Source organism: Pseudomonas sp. G166 (assembly GCF_037027455.2).
GTDB lineage: Bacteria > Pseudomonadota > Gammaproteobacteria > Pseudomonadales > Pseudomonadaceae > Aquipseudomonas.
Window position 1 is genome coordinate 5,272,370 of the sequence record NZ_CP146985.1, and the last position, 26,026, is coordinate 5,298,395.

23 protein-coding genes are annotated in these 26,026 nt (G+C 60.4%); 13 read left to right on the plus strand and 10 right to left on the minus strand.

All coding sequences use genetic code 11. The features are described 5' to 3' along the window. Positions 1-87: 87 nt before the first annotated feature. The 5 genes from SGN16_RS23320 (at position 88) to SGN16_RS23340 (ending at position 6,072) form a co-directional block, all read left to right on the plus strand. The gene (locus SGN16_RS23320) at positions 88-1,065 is read left to right on the plus strand and encodes an SIR2 family protein (protein WP_335945096.1); all 978 of its coding nucleotides are present in this window, start codon (positions 88-90) and stop codon (positions 1,063-1,065) included. 2 nt (positions 1,066-1,067) lie between these two features. Next, entirely contained in the window at positions 1,068-2,774 is a 1,707-nt protein-coding gene (locus SGN16_RS23325) for an ATP-binding protein (RefSeq protein WP_335945097.1), read from the plus strand. 242 nt (positions 2,775-3,016) lie between these two features. Further along, positions 3,017-4,021, plus strand: a complete 1,005-nt coding sequence (locus tag SGN16_RS23330) for a MoxR family ATPase (protein WP_210640460.1) — start codon at positions 3,017-3,019, stop codon at positions 4,019-4,021. A gap of 7 nt (positions 4,022-4,028) precedes the next feature. Next, positions 4,029-5,360: a DUF58 domain-containing protein gene (locus SGN16_RS23335; RefSeq protein ID WP_335945098.1), complete on the plus strand. Its 1,332-nt coding sequence runs from the start codon at positions 4,029-4,031 to the stop codon at positions 5,358-5,360. Between the two features lie 343 nt (positions 5,361-5,703). Further along, positions 5,704-6,072 carry a DUF6124 family protein gene (locus SGN16_RS23340; RefSeq protein WP_335945099.1) on the plus strand — a complete coding sequence of 123 codons (369 nt, stop codon included), beginning with the start codon at positions 5,704-5,706 and terminating at the stop codon, positions 6,070-6,072. A gap of 231 nt (positions 6,073-6,303) precedes the next feature. On the opposite strand, the gene SGN16_RS23345 is transcribed toward SGN16_RS23340, so the two are convergent. Beyond that, complete coding sequence (locus SGN16_RS23345) at positions 6,304-6,663, minus strand: PilZ domain-containing protein (protein WP_210640464.1); 360 nt, start codon at positions 6,661-6,663, stop codon at positions 6,304-6,306. Between the two features lie 293 nt (positions 6,664-6,956). After that, positions 6,957-7,331 carry a tetratricopeptide repeat protein gene (locus tag SGN16_RS23350; protein WP_210640466.1) on the minus strand — a complete coding sequence of 125 codons (375 nt, stop codon included), beginning with the start codon at positions 7,329-7,331 and terminating at the stop codon, positions 6,957-6,959. Between the two features lie 341 nt (positions 7,332-7,672). On the opposite strand from SGN16_RS23350, the gene pyk reads away from it, so the two are divergent. Continuing rightward, complete coding sequence (pyk, locus tag SGN16_RS23355) at positions 7,673-9,124, plus strand: pyruvate kinase (protein ID WP_210640468.1); 1,452 nt, start codon at positions 7,673-7,675, stop codon at positions 9,122-9,124. A 219-nt stretch (positions 9,125-9,343) separates the two neighbouring features. On the opposite strand, the gene SGN16_RS23360 is transcribed toward pyk, so the two are convergent. Both SGN16_RS23360 and SGN16_RS23365 read right to left on the minus strand, forming a co-directional pair. Beyond that, positions 9,344-10,279 (minus strand): iron-sulfur-binding ferredoxin reductase, encoded by a 936-nt coding sequence (locus SGN16_RS23360; RefSeq protein WP_335945100.1) that lies wholly within the window; start codon positions 10,277-10,279, stop codon positions 9,344-9,346. After that, on the minus strand, positions 10,272-11,378 hold the full coding sequence (locus SGN16_RS23365; protein WP_210640472.1) for a GGDEF domain-containing protein: 1,107 nt from the start codon (positions 11,376-11,378) through the stop codon (positions 10,272-10,274). The genes SGN16_RS23360 and SGN16_RS23365 overlap by 8 nt, the downstream gene beginning before the upstream one ends. Before the next feature lie 460 nt (positions 11,379-11,838). Here SGN16_RS23365 and SGN16_RS23370 point away from each other — a divergent pair, with 460 nt between their 5' ends. The 4 genes from SGN16_RS23370 (at position 11,839) to SGN16_RS23385 (ending at position 18,430) form a co-directional block, all read left to right on the plus strand. Beyond that, positions 11,839-13,362, plus strand: a complete 1,524-nt coding sequence (locus SGN16_RS23370; RefSeq protein WP_210640474.1) for a fumarate hydratase — start codon at positions 11,839-11,841, stop codon at positions 13,360-13,362. 356 nt (positions 13,363-13,718) lie between these two features. Next, on the plus strand, positions 13,719-15,485 hold the full coding sequence (locus SGN16_RS23375; RefSeq protein WP_210640476.1) for an ATP-binding protein: 1,767 nt from the start codon (positions 13,719-13,721) through the stop codon (positions 15,483-15,485). After that, positions 15,478-16,803 (plus strand): sigma-54 dependent transcriptional regulator, encoded by a 1,326-nt coding sequence (locus SGN16_RS23380; RefSeq protein WP_210640484.1) that lies wholly within the window; start codon positions 15,478-15,480, stop codon positions 16,801-16,803. The genes SGN16_RS23375 and SGN16_RS23380 overlap by 8 nt, the downstream gene beginning before the upstream one ends. A gap of 307 nt (positions 16,804-17,110) precedes the next feature. Further along, complete coding sequence (locus SGN16_RS23385) at positions 17,111-18,430, plus strand: MFS transporter (RefSeq protein WP_210640486.1); 1,320 nt, start codon at positions 17,111-17,113, stop codon at positions 18,428-18,430. 103 nt (positions 18,431-18,533) lie between these two features. Here SGN16_RS23385 and SGN16_RS23390 read toward each other — a convergent pair whose 3' ends face one another. After that, entirely contained in the window at positions 18,534-19,292 is a 759-nt protein-coding gene (locus SGN16_RS23390; protein WP_335945101.1) for a hypothetical protein, read from the minus strand. 323 nt (positions 19,293-19,615) lie between these two features. Between SGN16_RS23390 and SGN16_RS23395 the strand changes: the two genes are divergently transcribed. Then, a complete protein-coding gene (locus SGN16_RS23395; protein WP_335945102.1) occupies positions 19,616-20,059 on the plus strand; it encodes a hypothetical protein in 444 nt (147 codons plus the stop codon). 166 nt (positions 20,060-20,225) lie between these two features. Then, on the plus strand, positions 20,226-20,846 hold the full coding sequence (locus SGN16_RS23400; RefSeq protein ID WP_210640488.1) for a flavin reductase family protein: 621 nt from the start codon (positions 20,226-20,228) through the stop codon (positions 20,844-20,846). A gap of 63 nt (positions 20,847-20,909) precedes the next feature. Here the strand turns inward: SGN16_RS23400 and SGN16_RS23405 are convergent, their stop codons facing one another. Both SGN16_RS23405 and SGN16_RS23410 read right to left on the minus strand, forming a co-directional pair. Continuing rightward, complete coding sequence (locus tag SGN16_RS23405) at positions 20,910-21,143, minus strand: hypothetical protein (RefSeq protein ID WP_335945103.1); 234 nt, start codon at positions 21,141-21,143, stop codon at positions 20,910-20,912. Positions 21,144-21,186: 43 nt separating this feature from the next. Continuing rightward, on the minus strand, positions 21,187-21,540 hold the full coding sequence (locus SGN16_RS23410) for an antibiotic biosynthesis monooxygenase (protein WP_335945104.1): 354 nt from the start codon (positions 21,538-21,540) through the stop codon (positions 21,187-21,189). A gap of 326 nt (positions 21,541-21,866) precedes the next feature. On the opposite strand from SGN16_RS23410, the gene SGN16_RS23415 reads away from it, so the two are divergent. Further along, a complete protein-coding gene (locus SGN16_RS23415; protein ID WP_210640494.1) occupies positions 21,867-22,796 on the plus strand; it encodes an AraC family transcriptional regulator in 930 nt (309 codons plus the stop codon). 255 nt (positions 22,797-23,051) lie between these two features. Here the strand turns inward: SGN16_RS23415 and SGN16_RS23420 are convergent, their stop codons facing one another. Genes SGN16_RS23420 through SGN16_RS23430 form a run of 3 tightly spaced genes read right to left on the minus strand, consistent with a single transcriptional unit; the run spans position 23,052 to position 25,876 of the window. Beyond that, positions 23,052-24,107 carry an ABC transporter ATP-binding protein gene (locus SGN16_RS23420; protein WP_335945105.1) on the minus strand — a complete coding sequence of 352 codons (1,056 nt, stop codon included), beginning with the start codon at positions 24,105-24,107 and terminating at the stop codon, positions 23,052-23,054. A gap of 15 nt (positions 24,108-24,122) precedes the next feature. After that, the gene (locus SGN16_RS23425; RefSeq protein WP_335945106.1) at positions 24,123-24,971 is read right to left on the minus strand and encodes an ABC transporter permease; all 849 of its coding nucleotides are present in this window, start codon (positions 24,969-24,971) and stop codon (positions 24,123-24,125) included. Beyond that, positions 24,968-25,876, minus strand: coding sequence for an ABC transporter permease (locus tag SGN16_RS23430; protein WP_335945107.1), 909 nt, complete (start codon positions 25,874-25,876; stop codon positions 24,968-24,970). The genes SGN16_RS23425 and SGN16_RS23430 overlap by 4 nt, the downstream gene beginning before the upstream one ends. Positions 25,877-26,026: the final 150 nt, after the last annotated feature.

Genomic DNA, 26,026 nt, shown 5'->3' on the forward strand with positions numbered 1-26,026 from the left:
GAGATGTTCTCGTCAGCTCTTCAGGTACCAAATCTAGGTTTTTTTGCGGGAAGCGGTACGTCTCTTGGTAACCCCGGAGGCCCTAGCATGTGGAAGCTATGGCAAGACTCGATGTGCGACCCGCAAACCCATGCGCTGACAGCTGCCGGTCAGCAAGTTACTGAGCGTGTCCGTTACACCGAACGCGAGAATCCGAACATCGAGCATTTTTTGTCACAGTGCGACGCCTATCTAGCGTTCACTGATGACCCAGCGGTTGAAGAGTTCGTTGCACGCGTGAAAGAGCAAATTTTGCACGCTTGCTCAGCGTTCATCACCCTGCCCACGTCGGACATATCTGCCTATCGTGAGCTCCTTCAGAAGCTGGCTAGGAGGCGAGTGCGTGACCCGCGACTGAAGGTGTTCACGACAAATTATGACATGTGCTTTGAAACAGCAGCGTCGGAACTGGGGATGGTCATAATTGATGGATTCTCCTACACGCGCAGACGTCGGTTTGACGGCAAACATTTCACATACGACATCGTGCGCCGTGAAGCTGATAGCCATGAATTTGCCGAAGGCATTTTTCAACTACTGAAGCTCCATGGATCCGTAAGCTGGAGCCGAGAGGGTAATGAGGTCTACGAGGACAGCCGACCGACGCCGGAAAATGCCTGTTTGATATACCCCGCGAAAGGAAAGTACCAGCAAGCGTTTCTCCAACCTCACTTAGAGCTGCTTTCAAGGTTTTTAGAGTTTTTGCGTCAACCGAACAGCTGCCTGGTTGTGTCAGGATTCGGGTTCAACGATGACCACCTTTCCGAACCAATCTATTCAGCCCTGCAATCCAACCCCAGCCTGAAGCTGATTCTTTGCGACTTCCAGTGCATCAGTCATGTTCACAACCGGGGCTTTAATGGGTCGAGCTCCTATTGGGGAAAATTTCGCGATCTCGCTCAACGCGGTTTCGACGTCCATTTTGTCAGCGGCTCATTTGGCGATTTGGCGGCTCATATCCCCCACTTGCGCACCGCTTCGCCAGCTGAACAGTTGGCAAATGCTGTCAAACGGATCGGGAGGTAACCATGTCTCCGGAAGGAATACTTCTTAGCACGCTGAAAATTGGAGTGGTCACCAGCGTGGCTGCGCAACTGATCAAAATTAACCTGGCACATGCTGGAGAGAACAGCGGTCGATATCTAGGTCAAAATCGCTACGGCAAGGGTGAGGTGGGGGAACTGGTGCTAATAGAGGGTCAGCAGGCGGTGCTCCTGGGACGTATCACCGAGGTGAACCTACCTGATCGTGAGCGTACGGAAATTTCTCAGGACTTTGCTGGCACGCAGGCTATTGACGCAATCGGCTTGATCCGCCTCTTAGGATCAGTTCATCCCCACACATTGAAAGTCACTGCTGGCGTGAGTTCCTACCCACGGCTGGGAGACCGGGTTTACTCAGCACCTGGCTCGTTTATCTCCAAAATTCCGACACTGATTTCGAGCGGGATAAATGGAGAGCCCCCTCGCGTAGCGCTCGACCTCGGACATGTCTCTGGGGACGGCGGTTTCGCGATTGCTGTAACGCCAGAAAAACTCTTTGGTCGGCACTGCGCGATCTTGGGCTCAACTGGCGGTGGGAAAAGTTGGACGACGTCAAAGCTTATCCAGGAGTGTCGTCGATATGCCTGCAAGATCGTGCTTGTGGACGCTACCGGGGAGTACCGGTCACTTGAAGGGGAAGACTCGACACATCACCATCTTGGAAACCCGCTGCATCGGGCTCCTGCCTCACTTGAAGTGGCCATTCCGCCTACATGCTTTAACGAGACGGATTTCATCGCACTCTTTCAGCCGTCAGGAAAAACTCAGGGCCCGAAACTCCGAGAGGCCATTAAAAGCCTACGGCTTGCGGCGTTGGCTCCAGATATCTTCACAGGTGGTTACGTTCCGAAAGTGGGTCAACTCAAAGCTGATTTTCGAAGAGCGATGAATAGGGATGACAACGCCAATCGGGTAGGTAATCCCAACCTACCCTTCGATCCAGGTATGTTGGTTAGGCAAATCGTCGAGGAATGCTGCTTCCCGACTGGACAGAACAACGACATGGCTAGATGGGGAGCAGCAAGCACCGAGCTGTCTTATTGTTCCTCGCTCATGACAAGAATTATGAGCGTAATGGATTCCCCTTCGTTGAGTAGTGTATTTCGTCCTACAGAGGGCCTTCCAAGCTTAGTCGAACATCTCGATGAATTCATCGCCGGAGAAAAGCGATTATTCAGAATATGTCTCAGCTCAGTTGGCTATGAGTTCAACGCTAGAGAGGTCATCGCCAATGCCATCGGCAGACTGCTATTACTACGAGCACGTAACGAGGCTTTTAGACAGCGTCCGTTGATCGTCATCTTGGACGAAGCTCACAATTTCCTAGGAAAAACCTTAGGAAGTGAAGACGATGTTCAGAACTTGGATGCGTTCGAACTCATAGCGAAAGAAGGACGAAAGTACGGACTCAACATTTGCCTGGTGACCCAACGACCGCGAGACATCACGGAAGGAGTGCTGAGTCAGATGGGCACGTTGCTGGTACATCGGCTGACCAATGACCGTGACCGAGAAGTGGTCGAACGTGCATGTGGAGAACTGGATCGTTCAGCCGCCGCTTTCTTGCCCAATCTGAAGCAAGGTGAGGTGGCATTAGTAGGTGTAGATTTTCCAATCCCTGTGACTATTCAGATGGGACGTCCCATCCAACCTCCAAAGTCGGACGGGCCAAGCTTTCAAGAGCTGTGGTGAAATCGTGATTCTTGTCACCGCATCGGCGTTATGAGGCCTCATCAAGTGCTCAAGGATTCAAACAATGAAGTGGCGTCGCCTGATCTGGTTTTGCCATGGCATTGCCGAGCTATGTAAGAACCCACACCTGTAGAAGACCTTATTAATCGCTCTGTTCAGCACCTCAAAAAAGATTAAATTAGGTAAATGGTTGATTTATGGAAGATAAATCGATTTTAACAGTTAGTAAGGCTCCGAAAATCATGACTGAACAGAACGAACCTGCCGACGGCCAGACCCACGCCGTCCAACAGCGCCAGCGCGCCAGTCAGTTGGCCCAGGCCATCCGCAACGAGCTGCATAAGGCGGTGGTCGGCCAGAGCGCGGTGATCGACGATGTGCTCACGGCGCTGATCGCCGGCGGTCATGTCCTGCTCGAAGGAGTTCCCGGGTTGGGCAAGACCTTGCTGGTGCGTGCCCTGGCCCGCTGTTTCGGTGGCGAGTTCGCCCGTATCCAGTTCACCCCCGACCTGATGCCCAGCGACGTTACCGGGCACGCGGTGTACGACTTGCAGACCGAGCAGTTCAAGTTGCGCAAGGGGCCGGTGTTCACCAACCTGCTGCTGGCCGACGAGATCAACCGCGCGCCGGCCAAGACCCAGGCCGCGCTGCTCGAAGCCATGCAGGAACGTCAGGTCACCCTCGAAGGCCGCGCCCTGCCCATCACCCAACCGTTCATGGTGCTCGCCACCCAGAACCCCATCGAACAGGAAGGCACCTATCCGCTGCCGGAGGCCGAGCTCGACCGTTTCATGCTCAAGGTGCGCATGGACTACCCCGATGCTGACCAGGAATTGAACATGGTGCGTCAGGTCAGCCGCTCGACCCGTGCCGACATGCTTGACGTGCAGCCGTTGCGCACGGTGTTGCAGGCCAAGGACGTGCAAGCACTGCAACGCATCGCCAGCGATCTGCCGATGGACGAGCAGGTGCTCGACTACGCCGTGCGCCTGGCCCGCACCACCCGCAGTTGGCCGGGGCTGACCCTCGGCGCCGGGCCTCGCGCCTCGATTGCCCTGGTGCGTTGCGCCCGGGCGCGGGCGTTGTTGCGCGGCGGCGAGTTCGTGGTGCCGGATGACATCAAGGGCTGCGCCCTGGCCGTGCTGCGCCATCGGGTGCGACTGGCGCCAGAGCTGGACATCGAAGGGCTGACGGTGGATCAGGTGTTGGGACAGTTGCTCGATCAAGTGCCGGCGCCGCGGTTGTGATGAGGCCATGAAACCCTCCCGCCTGCTGCTAACCTGGCTCGCCATCCTCCTGGCCCTCGGCATCGCGCTGGGCACGCTGCGGGCGTTGGGCGTTGCGCTGCCCTCGACGCTGCTGTCGATCAACTGGGGGTTGCTGCTGGCCTTGCTCGCCCTGGCGCTGCTCGACACCGTGCGGCTCAGGCGCTTGCCTTCGCCCCGTGTGCAACGGCAGATGCCCGGTAGCCTGGCGCTGGGTCGTTGGAGTGAAGTCCGCCTGGAGATCAGCCACGACTTTGCGCAACCGCTGGACATTCAGGTCTTCGATCACGTACCCGACGGCCTGGACTTCGAAAACCTGCCCCTATCGGTCGAGCTTCAACCCGGCCAGCACAACCAGGTTGGCTACCGCCTGCGCCCGCTCAAGCGTGGTCATTTCACCTTCGAACAGTGCGAAATCAACCTGCCGAGCCCGTTAGGCCTATGGACCGACAAGCGCCTGCTGGACGCGACCGATGGGACCCGCGTCTATCCAGATTTCGCCAGGCTCTACGAAGGCCAGTTATTGGCGGTGGACAACTGGCTGAGCCAGCTTGGCATCCGCCAGCGGCAACGGCGCGGCCAGGGCCAGGAATTCCATCAACTGCGCGAATTTCGCGAAGGTGACAGCCTGCGCCAGATCGACTGGAAGGCCACCGCACGCCACCGCACGCCGATTGCCCGGGAGTACGAAGACGAGCGCGACCAGCAGATCATCTTCATGCTCGATTGCGGCCGGCGCATGCGCAGCCAGGACGGCGAGCTGTCGCATTTCGACCACGCCCTCAACGCCTGTCTGTTGCTCAGCTACACCGCCCTGCGCCAGGGCGACGCCGTGGGCCTGAGCACGTTTGCCGGCGAGCAAACCCGCTACCTCGCGCCGGTCAAAGGCACCGGCCAGCTCAACGTCTTGCTCAACACGGTGTACGACCTCGACAGCAGCCAACGCCCCGCCGACTACCAGGCGGCCGTGACCCAACTGCTGGCCCGGCAAAAACGCCGCGCGCTGGTGGTACTGGTGACCAATCTGCGGGATGAGGACGACGAGGAACTGCTGGCCGCCGTGAAACGGCTGGGCCAACACCACCGGGTACTGGTGGCCAGCCTGCGGGAAGAGGCGCTCGACCGCTTGCGCCAAGTGCCGGTGCAAACACTGCCTGAGGCCTTGGCTTACTGCGGCACGGTGGACTATGTGAATGCGCGGGCCGAACTGCATCAGCAACTGGGCGCCCATGGCATCCCGACCCTGGATGCGCGCCCCAGTGAATTGGGGGCGCAATTGGTGACGCAATATCTGGCCTGGAAAAAGGCGGGGACCGCCTAGGTCCTACAGCGAGCAAGCAGAGGTCCGGGTGACTACAGCGCCTTGCGCAACGGACTACAGATCCGCCAGAATCCGCCGGCTTGTGCGCCTTGGTCTTGCCCCGTAACTTGATTCGCGTCGCTGATATCCAGCGATCGGGTTTAGTCGCCCGGCGGTTTGACACGATGTGCACAAGCGTCATCCAGTGGGGTTCCCCTATCCCCTACTTGATGGTGGCTGTACGCAGGGCGCCCCCGGGCGCGCCGGACTTCGTGTCTCCGCCGGTCGACTAACCTGCGTCCAGCCGCCACCCTACATTCGTTTAGTCGCGAACCGGGTGGAGGCCCCATCAAGGAGACCTATCATGTTCAAGGCTACACCCAACCCACCACACACCGACCCACTATCCCCCCACGAAACCCTCGACCCCGAAAAACTCGAACAGGCCGCCCAAAGGGCCCTGGACTACTACCTCAAGCCGGACAACGGCCAAGCCAACAAGAAAACCGACAAGCAACTGGACTACTTCATCGTCGCCCCCGACGCCGACCCCGAAGGCATGCTCGCCCACAGTTACGAAACCTTCTGCTCGGTGAGCACGCTGATCCTGGATTTATCCGAAGACCTCGAAGGCGCCCCGCGCAACCTGGCCCTGGCGATTCACCAGATGGGCGAGATGGGGGTGTTGTTGCTGGAGAGGCTGCTGGATAACGAGGCGAAGATTCAGCGCTGATCGGATCAGTGGGAGCACAACTGCTGCGATGGTGTGGTTGAGATCGTCATCGCGAGCAAGCTCGCTCCCACATTGGATCGCGGGTAATCACAATTCCAACGACACCGCTGATTCACCCTGTGGGAGCGAGCTTGCTCGCGATAGCGGTGGATCAGCTTGCATCAATGCTGAATGTGTCGCCGCCTTCGCGAGCAAGCTCGCTCCCACAGTTGGATTGAGTACACCCGCGGTTTAAGCCGATTCCGGCAACGGATAAAAACTGAAATATTGCTGCAACGCGCTGATCAATTGCACGTACTCCGGTGGCGCCCATTGCAGGCTGAAACCGGCATCGAAATGCATCGGCGTCACGTCTTCATGGCACCACAGGCAATTGGCCTTCAGCTTGATGTTTTGCTGCGGCCCCTCGTCGGAAGGAATTTTCAAATGCAGTTCAAAGTCTGCCCCGACCATCAAGGGCAGATGGCTGATCAGCATCAGGCCGTTTTCAGAGACGTTGCCCAGAAAGCCGATGGGCCTGTCATTGACGCCGTTAAACACACGCAGGAAACACGGCAACTGGTGCCGCTCGATTCGCCTTTTTTTGTACATGTCTTGTATCGCTTTTTGAACGACCCCGAACAGGGGTAAACGAATACTTCGGAACGAACCCAAGCCAGCCCGCTCTCCCCGATCCCGGTGCCAGACACTTGTAAAGCGCCCAGGCTGTACCTCTGCCGGTCACAGGTGCTCCTTGATATTAGAGATTTAGCTCTAATACGACTTGTACAAATATAGCTCATGGTGGAAGAGAGGCCAGTCCATGCCGACACATTTCATCAACAAAAAATATACAAGGTGGTAGTGGCCAGGAAGCGCTCCTGGCCACTACCCAGAATGCCCTGTCAGGACGCCGAGGGGCGCATCGCGGAGGCGCTGCGGGTCGGGTAATGCCCCAGGCTCTGCAAGGTTTCGAGTCGCGCGCGGGCACGGAAGGCGTATTCGCTGTTAGGGTATTGGGTGATGATGAACTGGTAGGTCTGCGCCGCATCGACGAACAGTTTCTGCCGTTCCAGGCATTGGCCGCGCAGCATCGAGACTTCCGGTTGCATATAGCGACGGGCCCGGCTGGCGCGGTCAACCTGGGACAACTCGAGCATCACTTGCTCGCAATTGCCACGGTCATAGGCCTTGTAGGCCAGGTTCATGTGATGGTTCATCGACCAACGGGTGCAGCCCGTGACACTCAGGGCCAGGGCAACAAAAAGCACGAATCGCATGGGAGGTTCTCCTGTCTTGAGCTCTGTATCGACCTGGCTGAAGAAATCTTCAGCCTGAAAATGGTGCCTTGTGGCGAGGGAATTTATCCCCGCTGGGCTGCGCAGCAGACCTCAAGCCTGCCACCTGGGTGTGCCAGGTTAATGTGCATCGGCCTTTTTGGGGCTGCTTCGCAGCACAGCGGGAATAAATCTCCTCGCCACAGATGTGAAAGCCATAGAGGCGCAAAAATTTTCAGGAATGTTCATTTCGAAAAACAAACGAAAAAGTAGTGCATATGAACAATGACTACACCCAAAGAGCATAGTAGCCTTCGCTGGCGCTTGAACTTGAGGAGTCTTGCATGTCCGTCCGTCGCACCAAAATCGTCGCTACCCTTGGCCCGGCCAGTAATTCGCCGGAAGTTCTCGAACAGCTGATTCTGGCTGGCCTGGACGTTGCCCGCCTGAATTTCTCCCACGGCACCCCCGAAGAGCACAAGGCTCGTGCCAAGTTGGTGCGCGACCTCGCCGCCAAGCACGGCCGCTTCGTCGCCCTGCTGGGTGACCTGCAAGGCCCGAAGATCCGCATCGCCAAATTCGCCAACAAGCGCATCGAGCTGAAGATCGGTGACAAATTCACTTTCTCCACCAGCCATCCGCTGACCGAAGGCAACCAGCAAGTGGTCGGCATCGACTACCCGGACCTGGTCAAGGACTGCGGCGTGGGCGACGAGTTGCTGCTCGACGACGGCCGCGTGGTGATGCGCGTCGAGACCGCCACCGCCACCGAACTGAACTGCGTCGTGACCATCGGCGGCCCGCTGTCGGACCACAAAGGCATCAACCGTCGTGGCGGTGGCCTGACGGCGCCGGCCCTGACCGAAAAAGACAAGGCCGACATCAAGCTGGCCGCGGAAATGGAAGTCGATTACCTGGCCGTGTCTTTCCCGCGTGACGCTGCCGATATGGAATACGCCCGTCAACTGCGCGACGAAGCCGGCGGTACTGCCTGGCTGGTGGCCAAGATCGAACGCGCCGAAGCCGTGGCCGACGATGAAACCCTCGACGGCCTGATCAAGGCGTCCGACGCCGTGATGGTGGCCCGTGGCGACCTGGGCGTGGAAATCGGCGACGCCGAGCTGGTGGGCATCCAGAAGAAGATCATTCTGCATGCACGCCGCCACAATAAAGCGGTGATCGTTGCGACCCAGATGATGGAGTCGATGATCCAGAACCCGATGCCGACCCGCGCCGAAGTGTCCGACGTAGCCAACGCCGTGCTGGACTACACCGACGCTGTGATGCTCTCGGCCGAAAGCGCCGCCGGCCTCTACCCGCTCGAAGCGGTGCAAGCCATGGCGCGCATCTGCATCGGTGCGGAGAAGCATCCGACCAGCAAGACCTCCAGCCACCGCATCGGCAAGACCTTCGAGCGCTGCGACGAGAGTATCGCCCTGGCGACGATGTACACCGCCAACCACTTCCCGGGCGTGAAAGCGATCATCGCCCTGACCGAAAGTGGCTACACACCGCTGATCATGTCGCGCATCCGCTCCTCGGTGCCGATCTACGCGTTCTCCCCGCACCGCGAAACCCAGGCCCGTGCCGCCATGTTCCGTGGCGTCTACACCGTGCCATTCGACCCGGCCGCCCTGCAACCGGGCGAAGTCAGCCAGGCGGCGGTGGATGAACTGGTCAAGCGCGGCGTGGTGCAAACCGGCGACTGGGTAATCCTGACCAAAGGCGACAGCTATCACACCATCGGCGGTACCAATGGGATGAAAATCCTGCACGTTGGCGACCCGATGGTCTGAGTGACCTGCTGCTCGAAAAACAAAAGCCCTGCCATGTGAATGGCGGGGCTTTTTGGTTTTTATCTTCTGATAAATGCGTTGCCTGGACTGGCCTCATCGCGAGCAGGCTCGCTCCTACAGTGGGTCTGCGGTGGTTATTCAATTTATCGACCACTGCCAAACCCTGCGGGGGCTGCAAGGTTTTCCATCATGGTTGGTCTCGCGCCTGAAAATCAGCGCTCAACCACGGGGCAGGAAAACGTCGGCCAGCAATTGATTGCGCGGCAGGCCGGCCAGGTACAGGCGCTTGGCAAACGCCTCGACCCGGTCGGGATGGCCGCAGAGCAAGGCTTGGGTTTGCCGGGAAACAAGCCGCAGTTGCGCCAACGCAGGCGGCGCCTCGGCCGCGGTCAGCAGCTCGACACTGAGGTTTTCATGCTTGGCCGCCAACGCCGCCAGCGGTTTGGCCAGGTAATGCCCGGCGGCATCATGGGCCACGTGAATCAGGCGAATCGTGCCTTGGTGACGCTGGCGCAGGGCTTCACGCAAGAGACCGAACAGCGGTGCCAGGCCGGTACCGGCAGCAAGCAGCCACAGGGGTCTGGTGTGCCAGTCGGGGTCGTAATGCAGAGCTCCGCCGCGCAGTTCGCCGAGGCGGATCGGATCGCCGCCTTTCATTTTCCGAGCCGCATCGACGAATCGGCCGGGCTCGCGGCAATCGAGGTGGAACTCCAGGAAGCGGTCTTCTTCCGGCAAGCTCGCCAGGGAATACGGCCGGGCCACGTCACCGGCCCATAGCACCAGATGCTGGCCAGCCTGGTAACGCAACGCCCGCTCAGGCGTAATCCGCAAGCGCAACACATCCGGGCCCAACCAATCCACCGCCACCACTTGGGCAGCCTGGCCGTCGCGCTGCGGGTCGAAGGTATGGATCTGCACGTCCTCGACCACCTGGCATTGGCAGGCCAGCCGCCAACCTTGATCGCGCTGCGCCGGGCTCAGGGCATCGGGCCGACTGTCGCGCACATCGCCCTCCACGCATTGCACCAGGCACGCGTGGCAACTGCCGGCGCGACAACTATAGGGCACCGGCACACCGGACTGATTCAACGCATCCAGCAGATTGCTGCCTGCGGCCACCGTCCATTGCCGACCGGCGACTGTCAGTTCAGGCATCGACATTCTCCCAGGCGGCGGCACACCGATTGCGGCCGTCTCGTTTGGCTCGGTACAGGGCCTGGTCGGCCCGTTGCAAGGCATTATCCAGGTCGTCCCCCACTTCCAGCATGGTCAAACCCGCCGACAGGCTCAGGGAACCCAACTGCAGCCCGACCAGCTCGACCTCAGTAAACGCCAGGCGCAATCGCTCGCAACAGGCGGTCAAGCGCAAAGGATCGCAGGCAGGCAACAACATGACAAACTCTTCGCCACCATAACGGGCCAGCACATCACCTTCACGCAGACAGGCCGTGGCAACGCCGGCAAAGGCCTGAAGTACCTGATCGCCGGCGGCGTGGCCGTGCAGGTCGTTGATACGCTTGAAATGGTCGAGGTCGATCAAGGCCAGGCCATGGGCGATGCCAGGCCTGAGGGTGTTGAGCTCACGGGACGCCAGGCGCAGGAAATGCCGGCGGTTGAACAGGCCGGTCAATTCGTCGGTGGCCACCAGGTCTTCGAGCTGACGCATCATGCCGCGCAAGGTGTCCTGGTGCGCCTGCAAGGCAAATCGTCGCTGACGCATGCGTTGGCGCGAGGTCTGGACGTAGCGGGCGTAGAACACCAGCCACACCAGAACGATAAACAGCACGCACACCTGCAAACCGGCCAACGTGGGGTCAGACAGCCGAAAGAAGTAGCCGTCCCACAGGGTAATGCCGGTGAAGCTGATGAACACCAACATCGCGCAGCGCACAAAAGCCCGGCGCGACAGATGGAACAGCCCGAACAGCAGGATCAGCACATAGAACACCAGAAACACACCCCGTGCCTGGTCCAGGTGCGCCATCATCCAGGTCTGCCAGCCCAGGCCGATCAATACCTGTATTTCAGTGAGACTGGGGTCGGCGAAGCGCAGGTTGCGGTCGGTGATAAACAGCGCGAACAGCCCTGCCTGGCACAGCACCACCAACACGCTGCCGATGATCACATCGCGCAACGAATCGAGGTAATGACCACTGAAAAATGCCAGCCACAACAACACCAGTGCCAGCGCGTAAGTCGCGGCCGCCAAAGCGAAGCGTTTCAGCAAAAGACGTTGGATGGCGTTATGGGTCAATCGTTGACTCACCATGGGAAAGGAAACTGACAGGAGGCGTCCTACGCTACAGGCCAGACGCCACTTTAGTGGCGTGTAGGGCAAATGACCATTCAATTCTGGAGCAGAAAAATGGCGTCAAAGCAATGGCCCAAAATGACGCAGTTGTCTGATGTCTGTGGTGAACGCTTACCTGTGGCGAGGGGGTACATGTGGGAGCAAGGCTTGCCCGCGAAACAGGCGCCGCGATACCTCAAAGACCGCATCGCCTTCATCGCGGGCAAGCCCTGTTCCCATACAAATCCCTTCGCCATCCAGACAGCTCGCTCCCACAGGGTGCCCGCCTGCGATATACTGCCGCGCCTTTTTAGCGTCGCGCCAGCATGCCCGGCGTGCCTTAAAAGGTGCCGCCCGTCGACCGATGCACCCAAACGGCCGGCACCTTATTGAATGTTCCCGTCTTTAGAGAGGAGCGCGACTCATGACCGTGATCAAGCAAGATGACCTGATTCAGAGCGTTGCCGACGCCTTGCAGTTCATTTCCTACTACCACCCCGTGGATTTCATCCAGGCGATGCACGAGGCCTACCTGCGCGAAGAATCGCCGGCGGCTCGCGACTCCATGGCGCAGATCCTGATCAACTCGCGCATGTGCGCCACCGGCCACCGGCCGATCTGCCAGGACACCGGCATCGTGACCGTGTTCGTGCGCGTGGGCATGGACGTGCGTTGGGATGGCGCGACCATGAGCCTGGACGACATGATCAACGAGGGCGTGCGCCGCGCCTACAACCTGCCGGAAAACGTCCTGCGCGCATCCATCCTCGCCGACCCGGCGGGCGCGCGTAAAAACACCAAGGACAACACCCCGGCGGTCATCCACTACTCCATCGTCCCGGGTAACACCGTGGAAGTGGACGTGGCGGCCAAGGGCGGCGGTTCCGAGAACAAATCGAAGATGGCCATGCTCAACCCGTCCGACTCCATCGTTGACTGGGTGCTGAAAACCGTTCCGACCATGGGCGCCGGCTGGTGCCCACCGGGCATGCTGGGTATCGGCATCGGTGGTACCGCCGAGAAAGCCGCGGTGATGGCCAAGGAAGTGTTGATGGAGTCCATCGACATCCACGAGCTCAAGGCTCGCGGCCCGCAGAACCGTATCGAAGAGATGCGCCTGGAACTGTTCGAGAAGGTCAACCAACTGGGCATCGGCGCCCAGGGCCTGGGTGGCCTGACCACCGTGCTTGACGTGAAGATCATGGACTACCCGACCCACGCCGCCTCCCTGCCGGTGTGCATGATCCCCAACTGCGCCGCCACCCGTCACGCCCACTTCGTACTGGACGGCACTGGCCCGGCATCGCTGGAAGCGCCACCCTTGGACGCCTACCCGGAAATCGTCTGGGAAGCCGGCCCGTCGGCTCGTCGTGTCAACCTCGACACCCTGACCCCGGAAGAAGTGCAGAGCTGGAAACCGGGTGAAACCGTGCTGCTCAACGGCAAGATGCTCACCGGTCGCGACGCGGCGCACAAGCGTATGGTCGAGATGCTGAACAAGGGCGAAACCTTACCGGTGGACCTCAAGGGCCGCTTCATCTATTACGTCGGCCCAGTCGACCCGGTGGGTGACGAAGTCGTCGGCCCGGCCGGCCCGACCACAGCCACGCGGATGGACAAGTTCACTCGCCAGATCCTCGAGCAAACCGGTCTGTTGGGCATGATCGGCAAATCCGAGCGCGGCCCGACCGCCATCGAAGCGATCAAGGACAACAAGGCTGTCTACCTGATGGCCGTTGGCGGTGCCGCTTACCTGGTGGCCCAGGCCATCAAGAAATCCAAGGTATTGGCCTTCGCCGAACTGGGGATGGAAGCGATCTACGAGTTCGAGGTCAAGGACATGCCGGTGACCGTCGCGGTCGATAGCAAAGGCGAGTCGGTGCACATCACCGGTCCAGCCATCTGGCAGAAGAAGATCAGTGAAAGCCTGGCGGTAGAAGTGCAGTAACACGCACTTTGCCGCTGTGAAAAAGGCCGGTGGGCGACAAGCTCACCGGCCTTTTTTTGTGCTCACAACATTTGATGTCCACCACAGATCCCTGTGGGAGCGGGCTTGCTCACAAAAATTGCTGATCACCACAGATCCCCTGTGGGAGCGAGCTTGCTCACAAAAATTGCTGATCACCACAGATCCCCTGTGGGAGCGGGCTTGCTCACAAAAATTGCTGATCACCACAGATCCCCTGTGGGAGCGAGCTTGCTCGCGATAGCGGCGGGTCAGCTTGCATCCATGTTGGATGGGCAGCCGTCTTCGCGAGCGCCATGCTATCGTGCCCGCCCGACTTTTCACTGGTTTACGCCAGCATGCTGCCGACTACCCGTACCTTGCGTCTGTCGTTGTACACCTTGCTGATCCTTGCCGGCGCGGCGGTTGCCGCCACCCTGGCGGTGCGTCACGCCGAACGCCAGGCCCTGGAGGAAGACGCCAGCCGGGCGAACCAGCAGTTGGCGTTGTATGCCAATTCGTTGCACACCCTGATCGAACGCTACCGCGCCCTGCCCGCCGTGCTGGCGCTGGACCCGCAGTTGCGCTCAGCCCTCACGGGCCCGGTCAGTGCGGCGCAGCAGGACGCCTTGAACCGCAAACTGGAACAGATCAACGGTGCCGCGCAATCCTCGACATTGGAACTGCTCGACCACACCGGCCTGGCCGTCGCAGCCAGCAACTGGCGCCTGCCCAGCAGCTATGTGGGGCACAACTATGGCTTTCGCCCCTATTTCCTCCAGACCCGCACCCAAGGTACCGGGAGGTTTTATGCGGTGGGCGTGACCAGCGGCATCCCCGGGTATTTCCTCTCCAGCGCGGTGACCGGCGATAACGGCGAGTTCCTCGGCGCGATGGTGGTGAAGCTCGAGTTTCCGGAGCTTGAGCGCGAATGGCGCCAGGGCAGTGACACCCTGTTGGTCAGCGATGCCCGGAGCATCGTCTTCATCGCCAATCGCCCGGGATGGCGTTATCGGCACCTGCAGCCGCTGACCGACAGCGACCGCGCTGAACTCAAGGCCACCCGCCAATACGACAAGCAGCCGTTGCAGCCGCTGGCCTTTGAGCCCTTGCGGCACTTTGGCGACAACAGCCGTCTGGCCCGGGTCGAAGCCCCCGATGGCCCGGCTGACTATCTGTGGGAATCCCTGCCGCTGAGTGCCGAAGGCTGGACACTGCACTTGCTGCGTCGCCCGCAAATCGCCTTCGAAGACCGCCGCAATGCCGGTTTGGCAGCCGCTGGGTTGTGGCTGGCGCTGGTGTTCCTGCTGCTGTTCCTCAACCAGCGCTGGCGCCTGGCCAAACTGCGACAGCGCAGCCGCGAAGAACTCGAACGCTTGGTAGAGGAACGCACTCGGGATCTGCGCACGGCCCAGGACGGCTTGGTGCAATCGGCCAAGCTGGCAGCGCTGGGACAAATGTCGGCAGCCCTGGCCCATGAAATCAACCAGCCGCTGACCGCCCAGCGCATGCAACTGGCAACCCTGCGCCTGCTGTTGGATCACGGACGGGTCGACGATGCCTACAAGGCCCTCAAGCCGGTGGATGACATGCTGACCCGCATGGCAGCCCTTACCGGCCACCTGAAAACGTTCGCCCGCAAAAGCCCCAGCGGCCTGCGCGAACGCCTGGACTTGGCGGCGGTGGTGGATCAGGCGCTGCAACTACTGGACACACGCCTGCGCGACGAACAGGTCAGCACCGTGTTGCACCTGACTCGCCCGGCGTGGGTGCGCGGCGATGCGATCCGCCTCGAGCAGGTATTGATCAACCTGCTGCGCAACGCCCTCGACGCCATGGCCGGCCAACCTATCAAGCGCCTGGAAGTGCGCCTGGAGGCCGATGACCAATTGTGGCGCCTGAGCGTCAATGACAGCGGCACCGGCATCGCCGAGGAACACCTGGCCCAGGTGTTCGATCCGTTTTTCACTACCAAGGCCGTGGGTGATGGCCTGGGCTTGGGCCTGGCGGTTTCGTTTGCGATCATTCACGAGTCCGGTGGGCGGCTGACGGCGGACAACCATGAGCACGGCGCAGTGTTCTGCGTGACCTTGCCCATCGATCAGGAGGCGCAGTTACATGCTTGATTCAGTCATGGTCGTGGATGACGAAGGCAGCATTCGCAGTGCCGTCGAGCAATGGTTGAGCCTGTCGGGGTTCCAGGTGCAGCTGTTCAGCCGCGCCGACGAATGCCTGGCAAAGTTGCCGGAACATTTTCCTGGGGTGATCCTCAGCGATGTGCGCATGCCCGGGCTCAGCGGCCTCGACCTGCTGGCCGAAGTGCGGCGGCGCGATCCGGACCTGCCGGTGATTTTGCTGACCGGCCATGGCGATGTACCGATGGCCGTGGAGGCCATGCGCGACGGCGCCTACGATTTCCTGGAAAAACCCTTCAGCCCCGAAGCCTTGCTCGGCAGCCTGCGCCGGGCCCTGGACAAGCGCACGCTGGTGCTGGAGAACCGTCGCTTGCATGAACAGGCCGATGCCAGGGCCCGCCTCGACGGGACGCTGCTGGGGGTTTCCCGAGCGCTGCAGAACCTGCGACGCCAAGTACTGGACCTGGCGACACTGCCGGTCAATGTGTTGATCCGTGGCGAAACCGGCAGCGGCAAGGAGCTGGTCGCCCGTTGCCTGCACGACTTCGGCCCGAGGGCGAGCAAACCCTTCGTCGCGTTGAATTGCGCGGCCATTCCCGAAGCGCTGTTCGAGGCGGAGCTGTTTGGCCACGAAAGCGGCGCCTTCACTGGCGCCCAGGGCAAGCGCATCGGCAAGCTCGAATACGCCGACGGCGGCACGCTGTTTCTCGATGAAATCGAGAGCATGCCCCTGGCGCAACAGGTCAAGCTGCTACGGGTGTTGCAGGAACAGAAACTCGAACGCCTGGGTTCGAACCAGAGCATCCCCGTGGACCTGCGCATCATCGCCGCCACCAAGCCCGACCTGCTGGACGAAGCCCGGGCCGGACGGTTCCGCGAAGACCTGGCCTATCGCCTGAACGTCGCCGAGCTACGCCTGCCGCCGCTGCGTGAACGCCGCGAGGACATTCCCCTGCTGTTCGAACACTTCACCCACAGTGCCGCCGAACGCCTGGGCCGCGCCGCCGCACCTCTGAGTGGCCCGCAGTTGAGCCACCTGCTCAGCCACGACTGGCCGGGCAACGTGCGCGAACTGGCCAACGTCGCCGAGCGTCAGGTATTGGGGCTCGATCAACCGCACGCCTTGGAGACCGAGCCCGGCCAGTCCCTCGCCGCCCAACAGGAGGCCTTCGAAGCCCAATGCCTGCGCGCCGCCCTGACGCGGCACAAAGGTGATGTGAAAGCGGTGCTCGAAGAGCTGCAACTGCCACGCCGCACCTTCAATGAAAAGATGCAGCGGCATGGGTTGAGTCGGGAGATGTTTTTGTAGAGCCGCTGAATTTTCTGTGCCTGGACTGACGCCATCGCGAGCAAGCTCGCTCCCACAGGGGTTATGCGTGCAGGTCAACAAATGTGGGAGCGAGCTTGCTCGCGATGAGGCCTGCACAGACGACAAACCTCCCCCTGCATAAGCGGATTCCCGCCCACACTCCAGCCATAATGAGCGGATTTCCGCTCACCCAGCGCCGCAAACCCCTCTAGCCCGGCCCTCCAGCCGCTGGCACAGCTCCTGCTATAGCCCTGTCAGGCTGCGTTCCCACGCGCTCCACAAAAACAATTAAACGAAGGATCCTTCAATGGATAACTCCAACGCCCTGCCCCTTGGGTCGGCCGCCGTGCCCGCCCGTGAAAGAACCACCACCAGCCGGATCAAATCGATCTTCAGCGGTTCGGTCGGCAACATGGTCGAGTGGTATGACTGGTACGTCTACGCCGCTTTCTCGTTGTACTTCGCCAAAGTCTTTTTCCCCAAGGGCGACACTACCGCCCAGTTGCTCAATACCGCCGCGATTTTCGCCGTAGGCTTCCTGATGCGCCCGATCGGCGGCTGGTTGATGGGCCTGTACGCCGACCGCGCCGGTCGTAAACGCGCCTTGATGGCCTCGGTGTACCTGATGTGCTTCGGCTCGCTGATCATCGCCCTGAGCCCGAGCTACGAAACCATCGGCGTCGGTGCGCCGATCCTGCTGGTGTTTGCCCGTTTGCTCCAGGGCCTGTCGGTGGGTGGCGAGTACGGCACCTCGGCGACTTACCTGAGCGAGATGGCCACCAAGGAACGTCGCGGCTTCTTCTCCAGCTTCCAGTACGTGACCCTGATCTCCGGCCAGCTCATCGCCCTTGGCGTGCTGATCGTGCTGCAACAGTTCCTCACCACCGAGCAACTGTATGCCTGGGGCTGGCGCATTCCGTTCGCCATCGGCGCGCTGTGTGCGATCGTGGCGCTGTATCTGCGACGCGGCATGGAAGAAACCGAGTCGTTCACCAAGAAAGAGAAGTCCAAGGAAAGCGCCATGCGCACCTTGCTGCGCCATCCCAAGGAACTGATGACCGTGGTCGGCCTGACCATGGGTGGCACCCTGGCGTTCTACACCTACACCACCTACATGCAGAAATACCTGGTGAACACCGTCGGCATGAGCATCTCCGACTCCACCACCATTTCCGCCGCCACGCTGTTCCTGTTCATGTGCCTGCAACCGGTGATCGGCGGGCTGTCGGACAAGATCGGTCGCCGGCCGATCCTGATTGCCTTCGGCATCCTCGGGACGCTGTGCACCGTGCCGATCCTCACCGCCCTGCACACTATCCAGAGCTGGTGGGGCGCGTTTTTCCTGATCATGGCCGCGCTGATCATCGTCAGCGGCTACACCTCGATCAACGCCGTGGTGAAAGCCGAACTGTTCCCCACCGAAATCCGCGCCCTGGGTGTCGGCCTGCCGTACGCACTGACTGTGTCGATCTTCGGCGGCACCGCTGAATACATCGCGCTGTGGTTCAAAAGCATCGGAATGGAAACCGGCTACTACTGGTACGTGACGGCGTGCATCGCCGTGTCGCTGCTGGTATACATCACCATGAAAGACACCCGTAAGCACTCGCGGATCGTCACCGACTGACAGGGTTCCACAGTCACTGCAACGGTGACTGTGGTGGCCCCATCGCGAGCAGGCTCGCTCCCACAGGATTTGCGCTGGACCTGTGGGCGCGGCGGCGCGGTAATCAGGTCAACTCAGCGGCACGCTGCCCGTTGCCGTAACGGTTCTGCGCATAGGTCGCGCCAGCGATCATCACAATCAGTATCCCTGCCAACACCGCCGATGAGCCGATGGTGCCGAAGTCCAGACCACCCTGGTCATGGGGCTTGGTCATCAAGTCACCCAGCGTCGCGCCAAGGGGACGCGTCAGCACGAACGCTATCCAGAACAACACCACCGACGAAATCCTGGTGAAGTACTTGAGTAGCACGACTGCGGCAATGGCCGAGCTGATCAACAATGCGCCGCCGGCAAATCCCAGCCCCGAATCGTCGGCCAAGTAATCGCCAAGCGCGGTGCCCAGGGTGTTGGAAAACAGAATCGCCATCCAGTAGAACATCTCGCCGCGAAAGGTCTGCACCTTGGTGACGTTGAGCGAATCACCACTCAGGCGCCAGGCGGCGAAGATCGCCAACAAAATCGCAATCAGGATCATCGACCCGGTGGCGTACCCCAACTCAAGGGTGCGGTCCATGAAATCGGACATTGTGGTGCCCGCCGTGCTGGTGGACAGGATCACTATCCAATACAGCAGCGGCTTGTAGGTCTTGGCCATCAGTTGCGTAACCAGCGTCAGGACAAACACGCTGATCAGAATCAGCGAGCTGATGGCGTAACCGACATTGAGGGTCATCGATAACAAATCCCCTGCGGTTTCGCCAAGGGTCGTCGCGCAGATTTTCATGACCCAGAAGGCCAGGGTAATTTGGGGCAATTTATTCATCGCAGGGCAAGCTCCAGTGTGTGATGGCGGGCTCTTGGTGGCCATGGGGGGCAGACTACGGCGGTGAAAAACAGGTCGGGAATGTATGAAAAATCTGTCACACGGAGCGATTAATCACCCGTTAATGCTGGCGCTGCACCCTGGGCTCATCTGATCGATCATCTGCGCGACGTTCGCTGCAACTCTGAAGCGATGATATGCGTCGCCCTTAACATCGATTTAATCGATTAGTTTTAGCATTATTTTGAGATTTTCAATCAATTTAATTGGCGTAGCATTCACCCCATGCAAGACACATCGCCAACGAACCTGGAGTGACAACCATGAAAACCAAACTGATCCTCGCCCTGACCTTGTCCGTATTGACCGCCAACACCTTCGCCGCCGACGGTTTCGACAAAACCGGTACCGCCTCCTTTGGCTCGGGTGCCAGCGCTGCCATCGAACGCAGCCACACCGGTAGCTACGCTGCCGACGGCTTCGACAAGACCGGCACCGCCGATGCCATTGCCGCTGACGGCTTCGACAAGACCGGCACTGCCGACGCCATTGCCGCCGACGGCTTCGACAAGACCGGCACCGCCGATGCCATCGCCGCTGACGGTTTCGACAAGACCGGCACCGCCGACGCCATCGCCGCTGACGGCTTCGACAAGACCGGCACCGCCGACGCCATCGCCGCTGACGGTTTCGACAAGACCGGCACTGCCGACGCCATCGCCGCTGACGGCTTCGACAAGACCGGTACCGCTGAAGCTATTAGTTGATTGTTGAAGCAAAAAAGATCGCAGCCTTCAGCAGCGCTTACGGATTGAATACGGTCCTGTAGGCGCTGCCGAAGGCTGCGATCTTTTGCATCAACCAAATATGGAAATAAAAGGCCCAGCCTTGCACTATTGGCCGCCTACGAACGGCCCTCCAGGATCCCCCGCCATGCCCGATGACATCCATTTCTACGAACCGGCCAACGGCCACGGCCTGCCCCACGACCCGTTCAACGCCATCGTCGGCCCGCGCCCCATCGGCTGGATTTCTTCGCAAGATGCCGAAGGCCGCCTGAACCTGGCGCCCTATAGTTTCTTCAACGCCTTCAACTACATCCCACCGATCATTGGTTTCTCCAGCGTCGGGCGCAAAGACAGCCTGAACAACATCGAACAGACCGGCGAATTCGCCTGGAACCTGGCCACGCGACCGCTGGCCGAGCAGATGAACCAGAGCTGCGCGATGGTCGCGCCTGAGGTCAACGAATTCGAACTGGCGGGTTTGACGCCGGTGGCGTCACGGCTGATCCAGGTGCCACGCGTGGCCGAAAGCCCGGTGTCCTTCGAATGCAAGGTTACCCAGATCATTCAGTTGCAACGGGCGGATAAAGGCCTGGTGCCAAGCTGGCTGATCCTCGGCGAAGTGGTCGCCGTGCATATCGCCAAGTGGCTGTTGAAGGACGGGGTGTACGACACCGCCGCCGCCGAGCCAATCCTGCGCGGCGGCGGGCCGGCGGATTATTTCCAGTTGGGGCCTGAGGCGCTGTTCAAGATGTATCGCCCCCAGTAGAAGGTTGCCTTGTGGCAAGGGGATTTATCCTCTCGCCACAAGGCCATTCCCATCGATGCGGGTTTACCAGACCAACCCGCCCTCGGCGTCGACACCCTGAAGACGGGTCAACTCCTTTGCAGCAGCATCATCGGCCTCGTGAGCGGTCTTGAAGCTCTGCAGTTCAAGCACCTTGGTAAAACGCGGCGCACCCGAGCCGCCGATGGCCTTGGTGGCAATGGCGGCATGGTAGCCGCCGCCTTCTCTGGGGATCACAGCGGAAACAGCTTCAAAGGTTTCAAAGGCTTTACGTGCCATGTCTTGTGCATCCTGGCAGTGGAAAATGATGCTCATTAAACCTTCAACCGGCCAGTTTGTGTACCTGCGCCAGGCATCCTTCAGTCGCCTGGGCGGCGGAGACTTCGCGGAACGTGTGGAAATCCAGGCTGCTCACCACCAGGTCCTGCACCAGCTCGGCGAAAATCGCCATGGCCGGTGAATTGAAGTAGGCATCCATCGCCAGTTGATTGACCCAGAGCCCGGACACCAGCCACAAATCCGCATCACACTGGGAATGTTGCAAGGCAAAGTGCAGACAACCGGGCGCCTGGCGCGAAGGCGCGATCAGGGTACTCAGGCGTGCCCCCAATTGCTTCGAACAACCGGCACGGGCGCGGACAAAAGCCATGTGACTGACGGGGATCTGTGTAGTCATGTTCAACCCTCCCAGGTGATCCGTTGTGCAGCCGGGGACAGGCTGCGACAGGATCAAAGGTTAAGCGCCGCGATGCCAGCTTCGTTAGTCGATTCCTGCCGACCCATTGCACAATCCTGCGCACGTGCAGGGCAAAATCCGACATTGATCCGGTTGGAAGCCGGGAAGTTGAAACAAATGGTTTCAAGCAAGTTTCCACCGCCTTGTACCGTCCCGTCCCGCAGCGCCGTGCAGGATCAGGCAAGCTTTCGACAGGATGTGGCTACCGCAGCGCCTTGCACAAACATAAGCTTTGCCCATCGCCCCTATCTCCTGAGGATTCCGGCATGTCGCCGCTCGACCACGCCCACGTCCCGCTGGACACGCACCTGGAACAACAGCGCGCCGAATTGGCGTCGATCATCGACCGCAACACCAGCGAAGACGGCAGCTACGCCACGGCCATCGGCTCGCTGAACCTGTCGCGTCACAGCAAACCCCAAAAGTTCGCCCCGGTGCTGGCCCAACCCGCGCTGTGCATCATGGCCCAGGGCAGTAAACAGGTGCGCCTGGCCGACGAATTGTTCAATTACGATCCGCTCCATTACCTGGTGGTCTCGGTGTCGATGCCGTTGAGTGGTTGCATCGCCGACGTTTCGCCCGAGGAACCGATCCTGGCCCTGCGCCTGGACATTGACCCGGCGGAAATCACCGCACTGATCGCCGACGCCGGCCCCCTGGGTGTGCCGACCCGACCCGCCGGGCGTGGGTTGTATGTCGAACGCCTGGACACGCCGACGCTCGACGCCGTGCTGCGCCTGGCCAGGTTGCTGGACAGCCCGAAAGACATCGCCATGCTCGCGCCGCTGGTACGCCGGGAGATTCTGTACCGCCTGCTGCGCAGTCCCCAGGGCTACCGGCTGTACGAAATCGCCATCGCCAACAGTCAGAGCCATCGCATCAGCCAGGCGATCAAATGGCTCAACGGCCATTTCGAACAGCCATTGCGCATCGATGACCTGGCCCGGGAAGTGAACCTCAGCGTCTCGACCCTGCATCACCGCTTCAAGGCCATGACCGCCATGAGCCCGCTGCAATACCAGAAGCAACTGCGCCTGCAGGAAGCCCGGCGACTGATGCTGGCCGAAGGGCTGGAAGCTTCGGCGGCGGGGTATCGGGTGGGTTATGAAAGCCCTTCGCAGTTCAGCCGCGAGTACAGCCGGTTGTTCGGCGCCCCGCCGCTGCGAGATCTGGCGCGGTTGCGGTTGAGCGTTTGATCCGTTTTTTTTGTTGACTGGGCCGGCCTCATCGCGAGCAAGCTCGCTCCCACATTGGGTCTGTTGTAAACAGAGAATCTGTGTTCACTGAAGATCCCCTGTGGGAGCGAGCTTGCTCGCGATAGGGCCAGTAGAAGCGCCTCATCTCTCCCACATTGGGTCTGTTGTGAACAGAGAATCTGTGTTCACTGAAGATCCCCTGTGGGAGCGAGCTTGCTCGCGATGGGGCCAGTAGAAGCGCCTCATCTCTTGAACTCAGGCACCAAGCAACCGACACGCCTGCGCCGGTATGGTCACCGACACCGCATGCCCGATCCCCAGGTCCATGCCCTGGCAAGGCGTACTCAGCGCGGTGAAGGAGATTCCGGAACACTCCACCGTGGTCTCCACGGTCGCGCCGATGTCCCGCACGAACGTCACCTTGCCCAACAAGCGATTGCTCGCCGTGGCCTGGGGCGCGGACAGTTGCAGGTCTTCGGGGCGCACCAGCAACTTGATCTTCTCGCCAACGACGATGCTATGGCTGGCCGGCACTTGCAGCGTGTCCCCGCCCGGCAGCCCGACCTGCCCGTTGCCCAGTGTGGTCGCGGGGAAGATGTTGCCTGAGCCGATGAAGTCGGCGACGAATTCATTGGCCGGGTGCCGGTAGATCTCGATCGGCGTACCGACCTGCTGCACCCGATGCTCACCCAGCACCACCACGATGTCGGCCATGGTCATGGCTTCGCGCTGATCATGAGTCACCAAAATAGTGGTGATGTTCAGCCGCTGTTGCAGTTGGCGGATTTCCACTTGCATCGACTCGCGCAACTTGGCGTCCAGGGCCGACAACGGCTCGTCCAGCAGCAGGATTTTCGGCCGGGCGGCAATGGCCCGGGCAATCGCCACGCGCTGGCGCTGGCCGCCGGACAGCTTCGCCACGGGTCGATCGATCATCGCCTGGAGCTGGATCAGTTCCAGCAACTCCACCACCCGTGCCTGTTGCTCGGCCTTGCTCACGCCGCGCAGTTTCAGCGGATAGGCAATGTTCTCGCCGACGGTCATGTGGGGAAACAACGCCAGCGATTGAAACACCATGCCGAAGTTGCGCAGGTGCGCCGGGGTCTGGCCGATGTCTTGGCCATCCAGGCGGATTTCACCGCCGCTGAGGCTTTCCAGGCCGGCGATCATACGCAGCAGCGTGGTCTTGCCACAGCCTGAAGGCCCGAGGAAACACACCAGCTTACCCTCGGGCAAATGCAGGTTCACATCCGTTACCGCACAGGCCGAGCCGTAATGTTTCTCGACGTTTTCCAGTATCAGTCCAGTCATGTCTTCACCTCGAAATCAAAAGGAAACGCCGCCCTCGCCCACCAGTTTCTCCAACGCCCAGATCAGCACGAAGTCGATCAGCACGATGAGCACGGCAAACGAAAAAACGGTGGGGTCCAGCGACGACACGGTGCGGCTGTACATCCAGATCGGCACGGTCATGACATCGATGGTGTAGAGGAAATAGGTCACGGTGAATTCGTTGAACGAGACAATGAACGCCAGCAGCATCCCGGCGAGAATCCCCGATTTCATCAACGGCACCACCACATCGACGATGGCTCGCTGCGGTGTGGCCCCCAACATTCGCGCGGCCTCTTCCACTTCACTGCCGATGCCGAGCATGGCGGCGGTGCAGTTCTTCACCACGAACGGCAAGGCCAAAATGACGTGGGCAATGACCAGCCGCGATGTGGTCATCTGGAACGGCAGGCTGTCGAACACCAGCAGCAGCGCCAACCCCAACACCACCATGGGAAACACCAGTGGCAGCGACATCAGTTGCAGCGCCACAGCCTTGCCACGGAACTCGCAACGGGTCAGCGCATAGGCCGCCGGCACCGCGATCAGCGTGGCGAACAGCATGGTCAGGCAGGCCACCAGCAGGCTGGTTCCCATCGCCTGGCCGAGGCTCAACACGTCGCTGGCATCCGGCGATACGAAAGTGTGCCAGGCGGCCCGATACCATTGCAGGCTGTAGCTGCTCGGCGGAAAGTCCAGGTTCGCGGCGCCGCTGAAGGACATGACGATCATGGTCAGGATCGGCAATACCGCCAGCAACAGGATGAAACCCGATAGCAGCCCCACTGCACGCCCGGTTTCACCCGGCAACAGCGACTGGTGTTTTTTACCCGACACGCTCATTGAGAGGCCTCCAGCATCCGCCGACGACGGCCGGTGAAATATTCGGACAGGGTCATGATCATCAACGTGGTGACAATCAGCACCACCCCGGCGGCGGACGCGGCGGGCCAGTTCATCAACGGGGCGATCTGGTCGTGAACCATCACCGCCAGCATCGGCACCCGTCGACCGCCCAGCAGCAGCGGCACGACGAAGCTGCTGGCGTTGTAGGCAAACACCAGCGTCGCGCCGGTGATAATCCCCGGCAAGCTCATGGGCAGCACCACTTGGCGAAACACTTGGAAGCGGCTGGCGCCGAGGGTGGCGGCGGCCTCTTCATAACTACGGGTAACGCCACGCATGGCGCTGGCGATGGGCAGCACGGCCAGCGGAAAAGCCGTCTGAACCAGGCCCATCAACACACCATTCTGGTTGTACAGCAACATGATCGGCCGCTTGATCAGGCCCAGGCCCATGAGTGCCTGGTTGAGCATGCCGGCCGGGCCGAGGATCACCAGCCAGCCATAGCTTTGCAGCAGCAGGTTGACCAACAACGGCAGCAGCACCGCCGCCAGGAACACCCGCCGCAACAACGGCGAAGCCAAGCGCGACATGGTGTAGGCCACGGGGATCGCCAACAGTACGGCGATCACCGCGCTAATCAATGCCAGGCGCAAGGTCAGCAGCAGGGACTTGAGGTAATAGGGCTCCAGCAACTGCCCGTAACTGGCGAGGCTGAAACCACTCCACTCCGCGCCTTTGGTGCCGACGCTCATGCGCAGCACCAACAGGCTGGCAGCGATCAGCACACCGAGAAACAACATCGACGGCGACAGGAAAAGCCAGGCTCGGCTGGTGGGTGAAATGCCCCGGGTTGGACGCATGGGCGCAACACTCTGGGGATGGGTTAACGGTTGGTGTTCCATGGCAAGGTCTCGTCAGTGGAAAACGACAGAACAAACACACATCTCAATTCCCTGTGGGAGCAAGCACAGTCAATATCTCCATCAGTTGAACCACCGCTATCGCGAGCAGGCTCGCGATGGATTCGGCCAGGCAATATCTCCATCACTGAC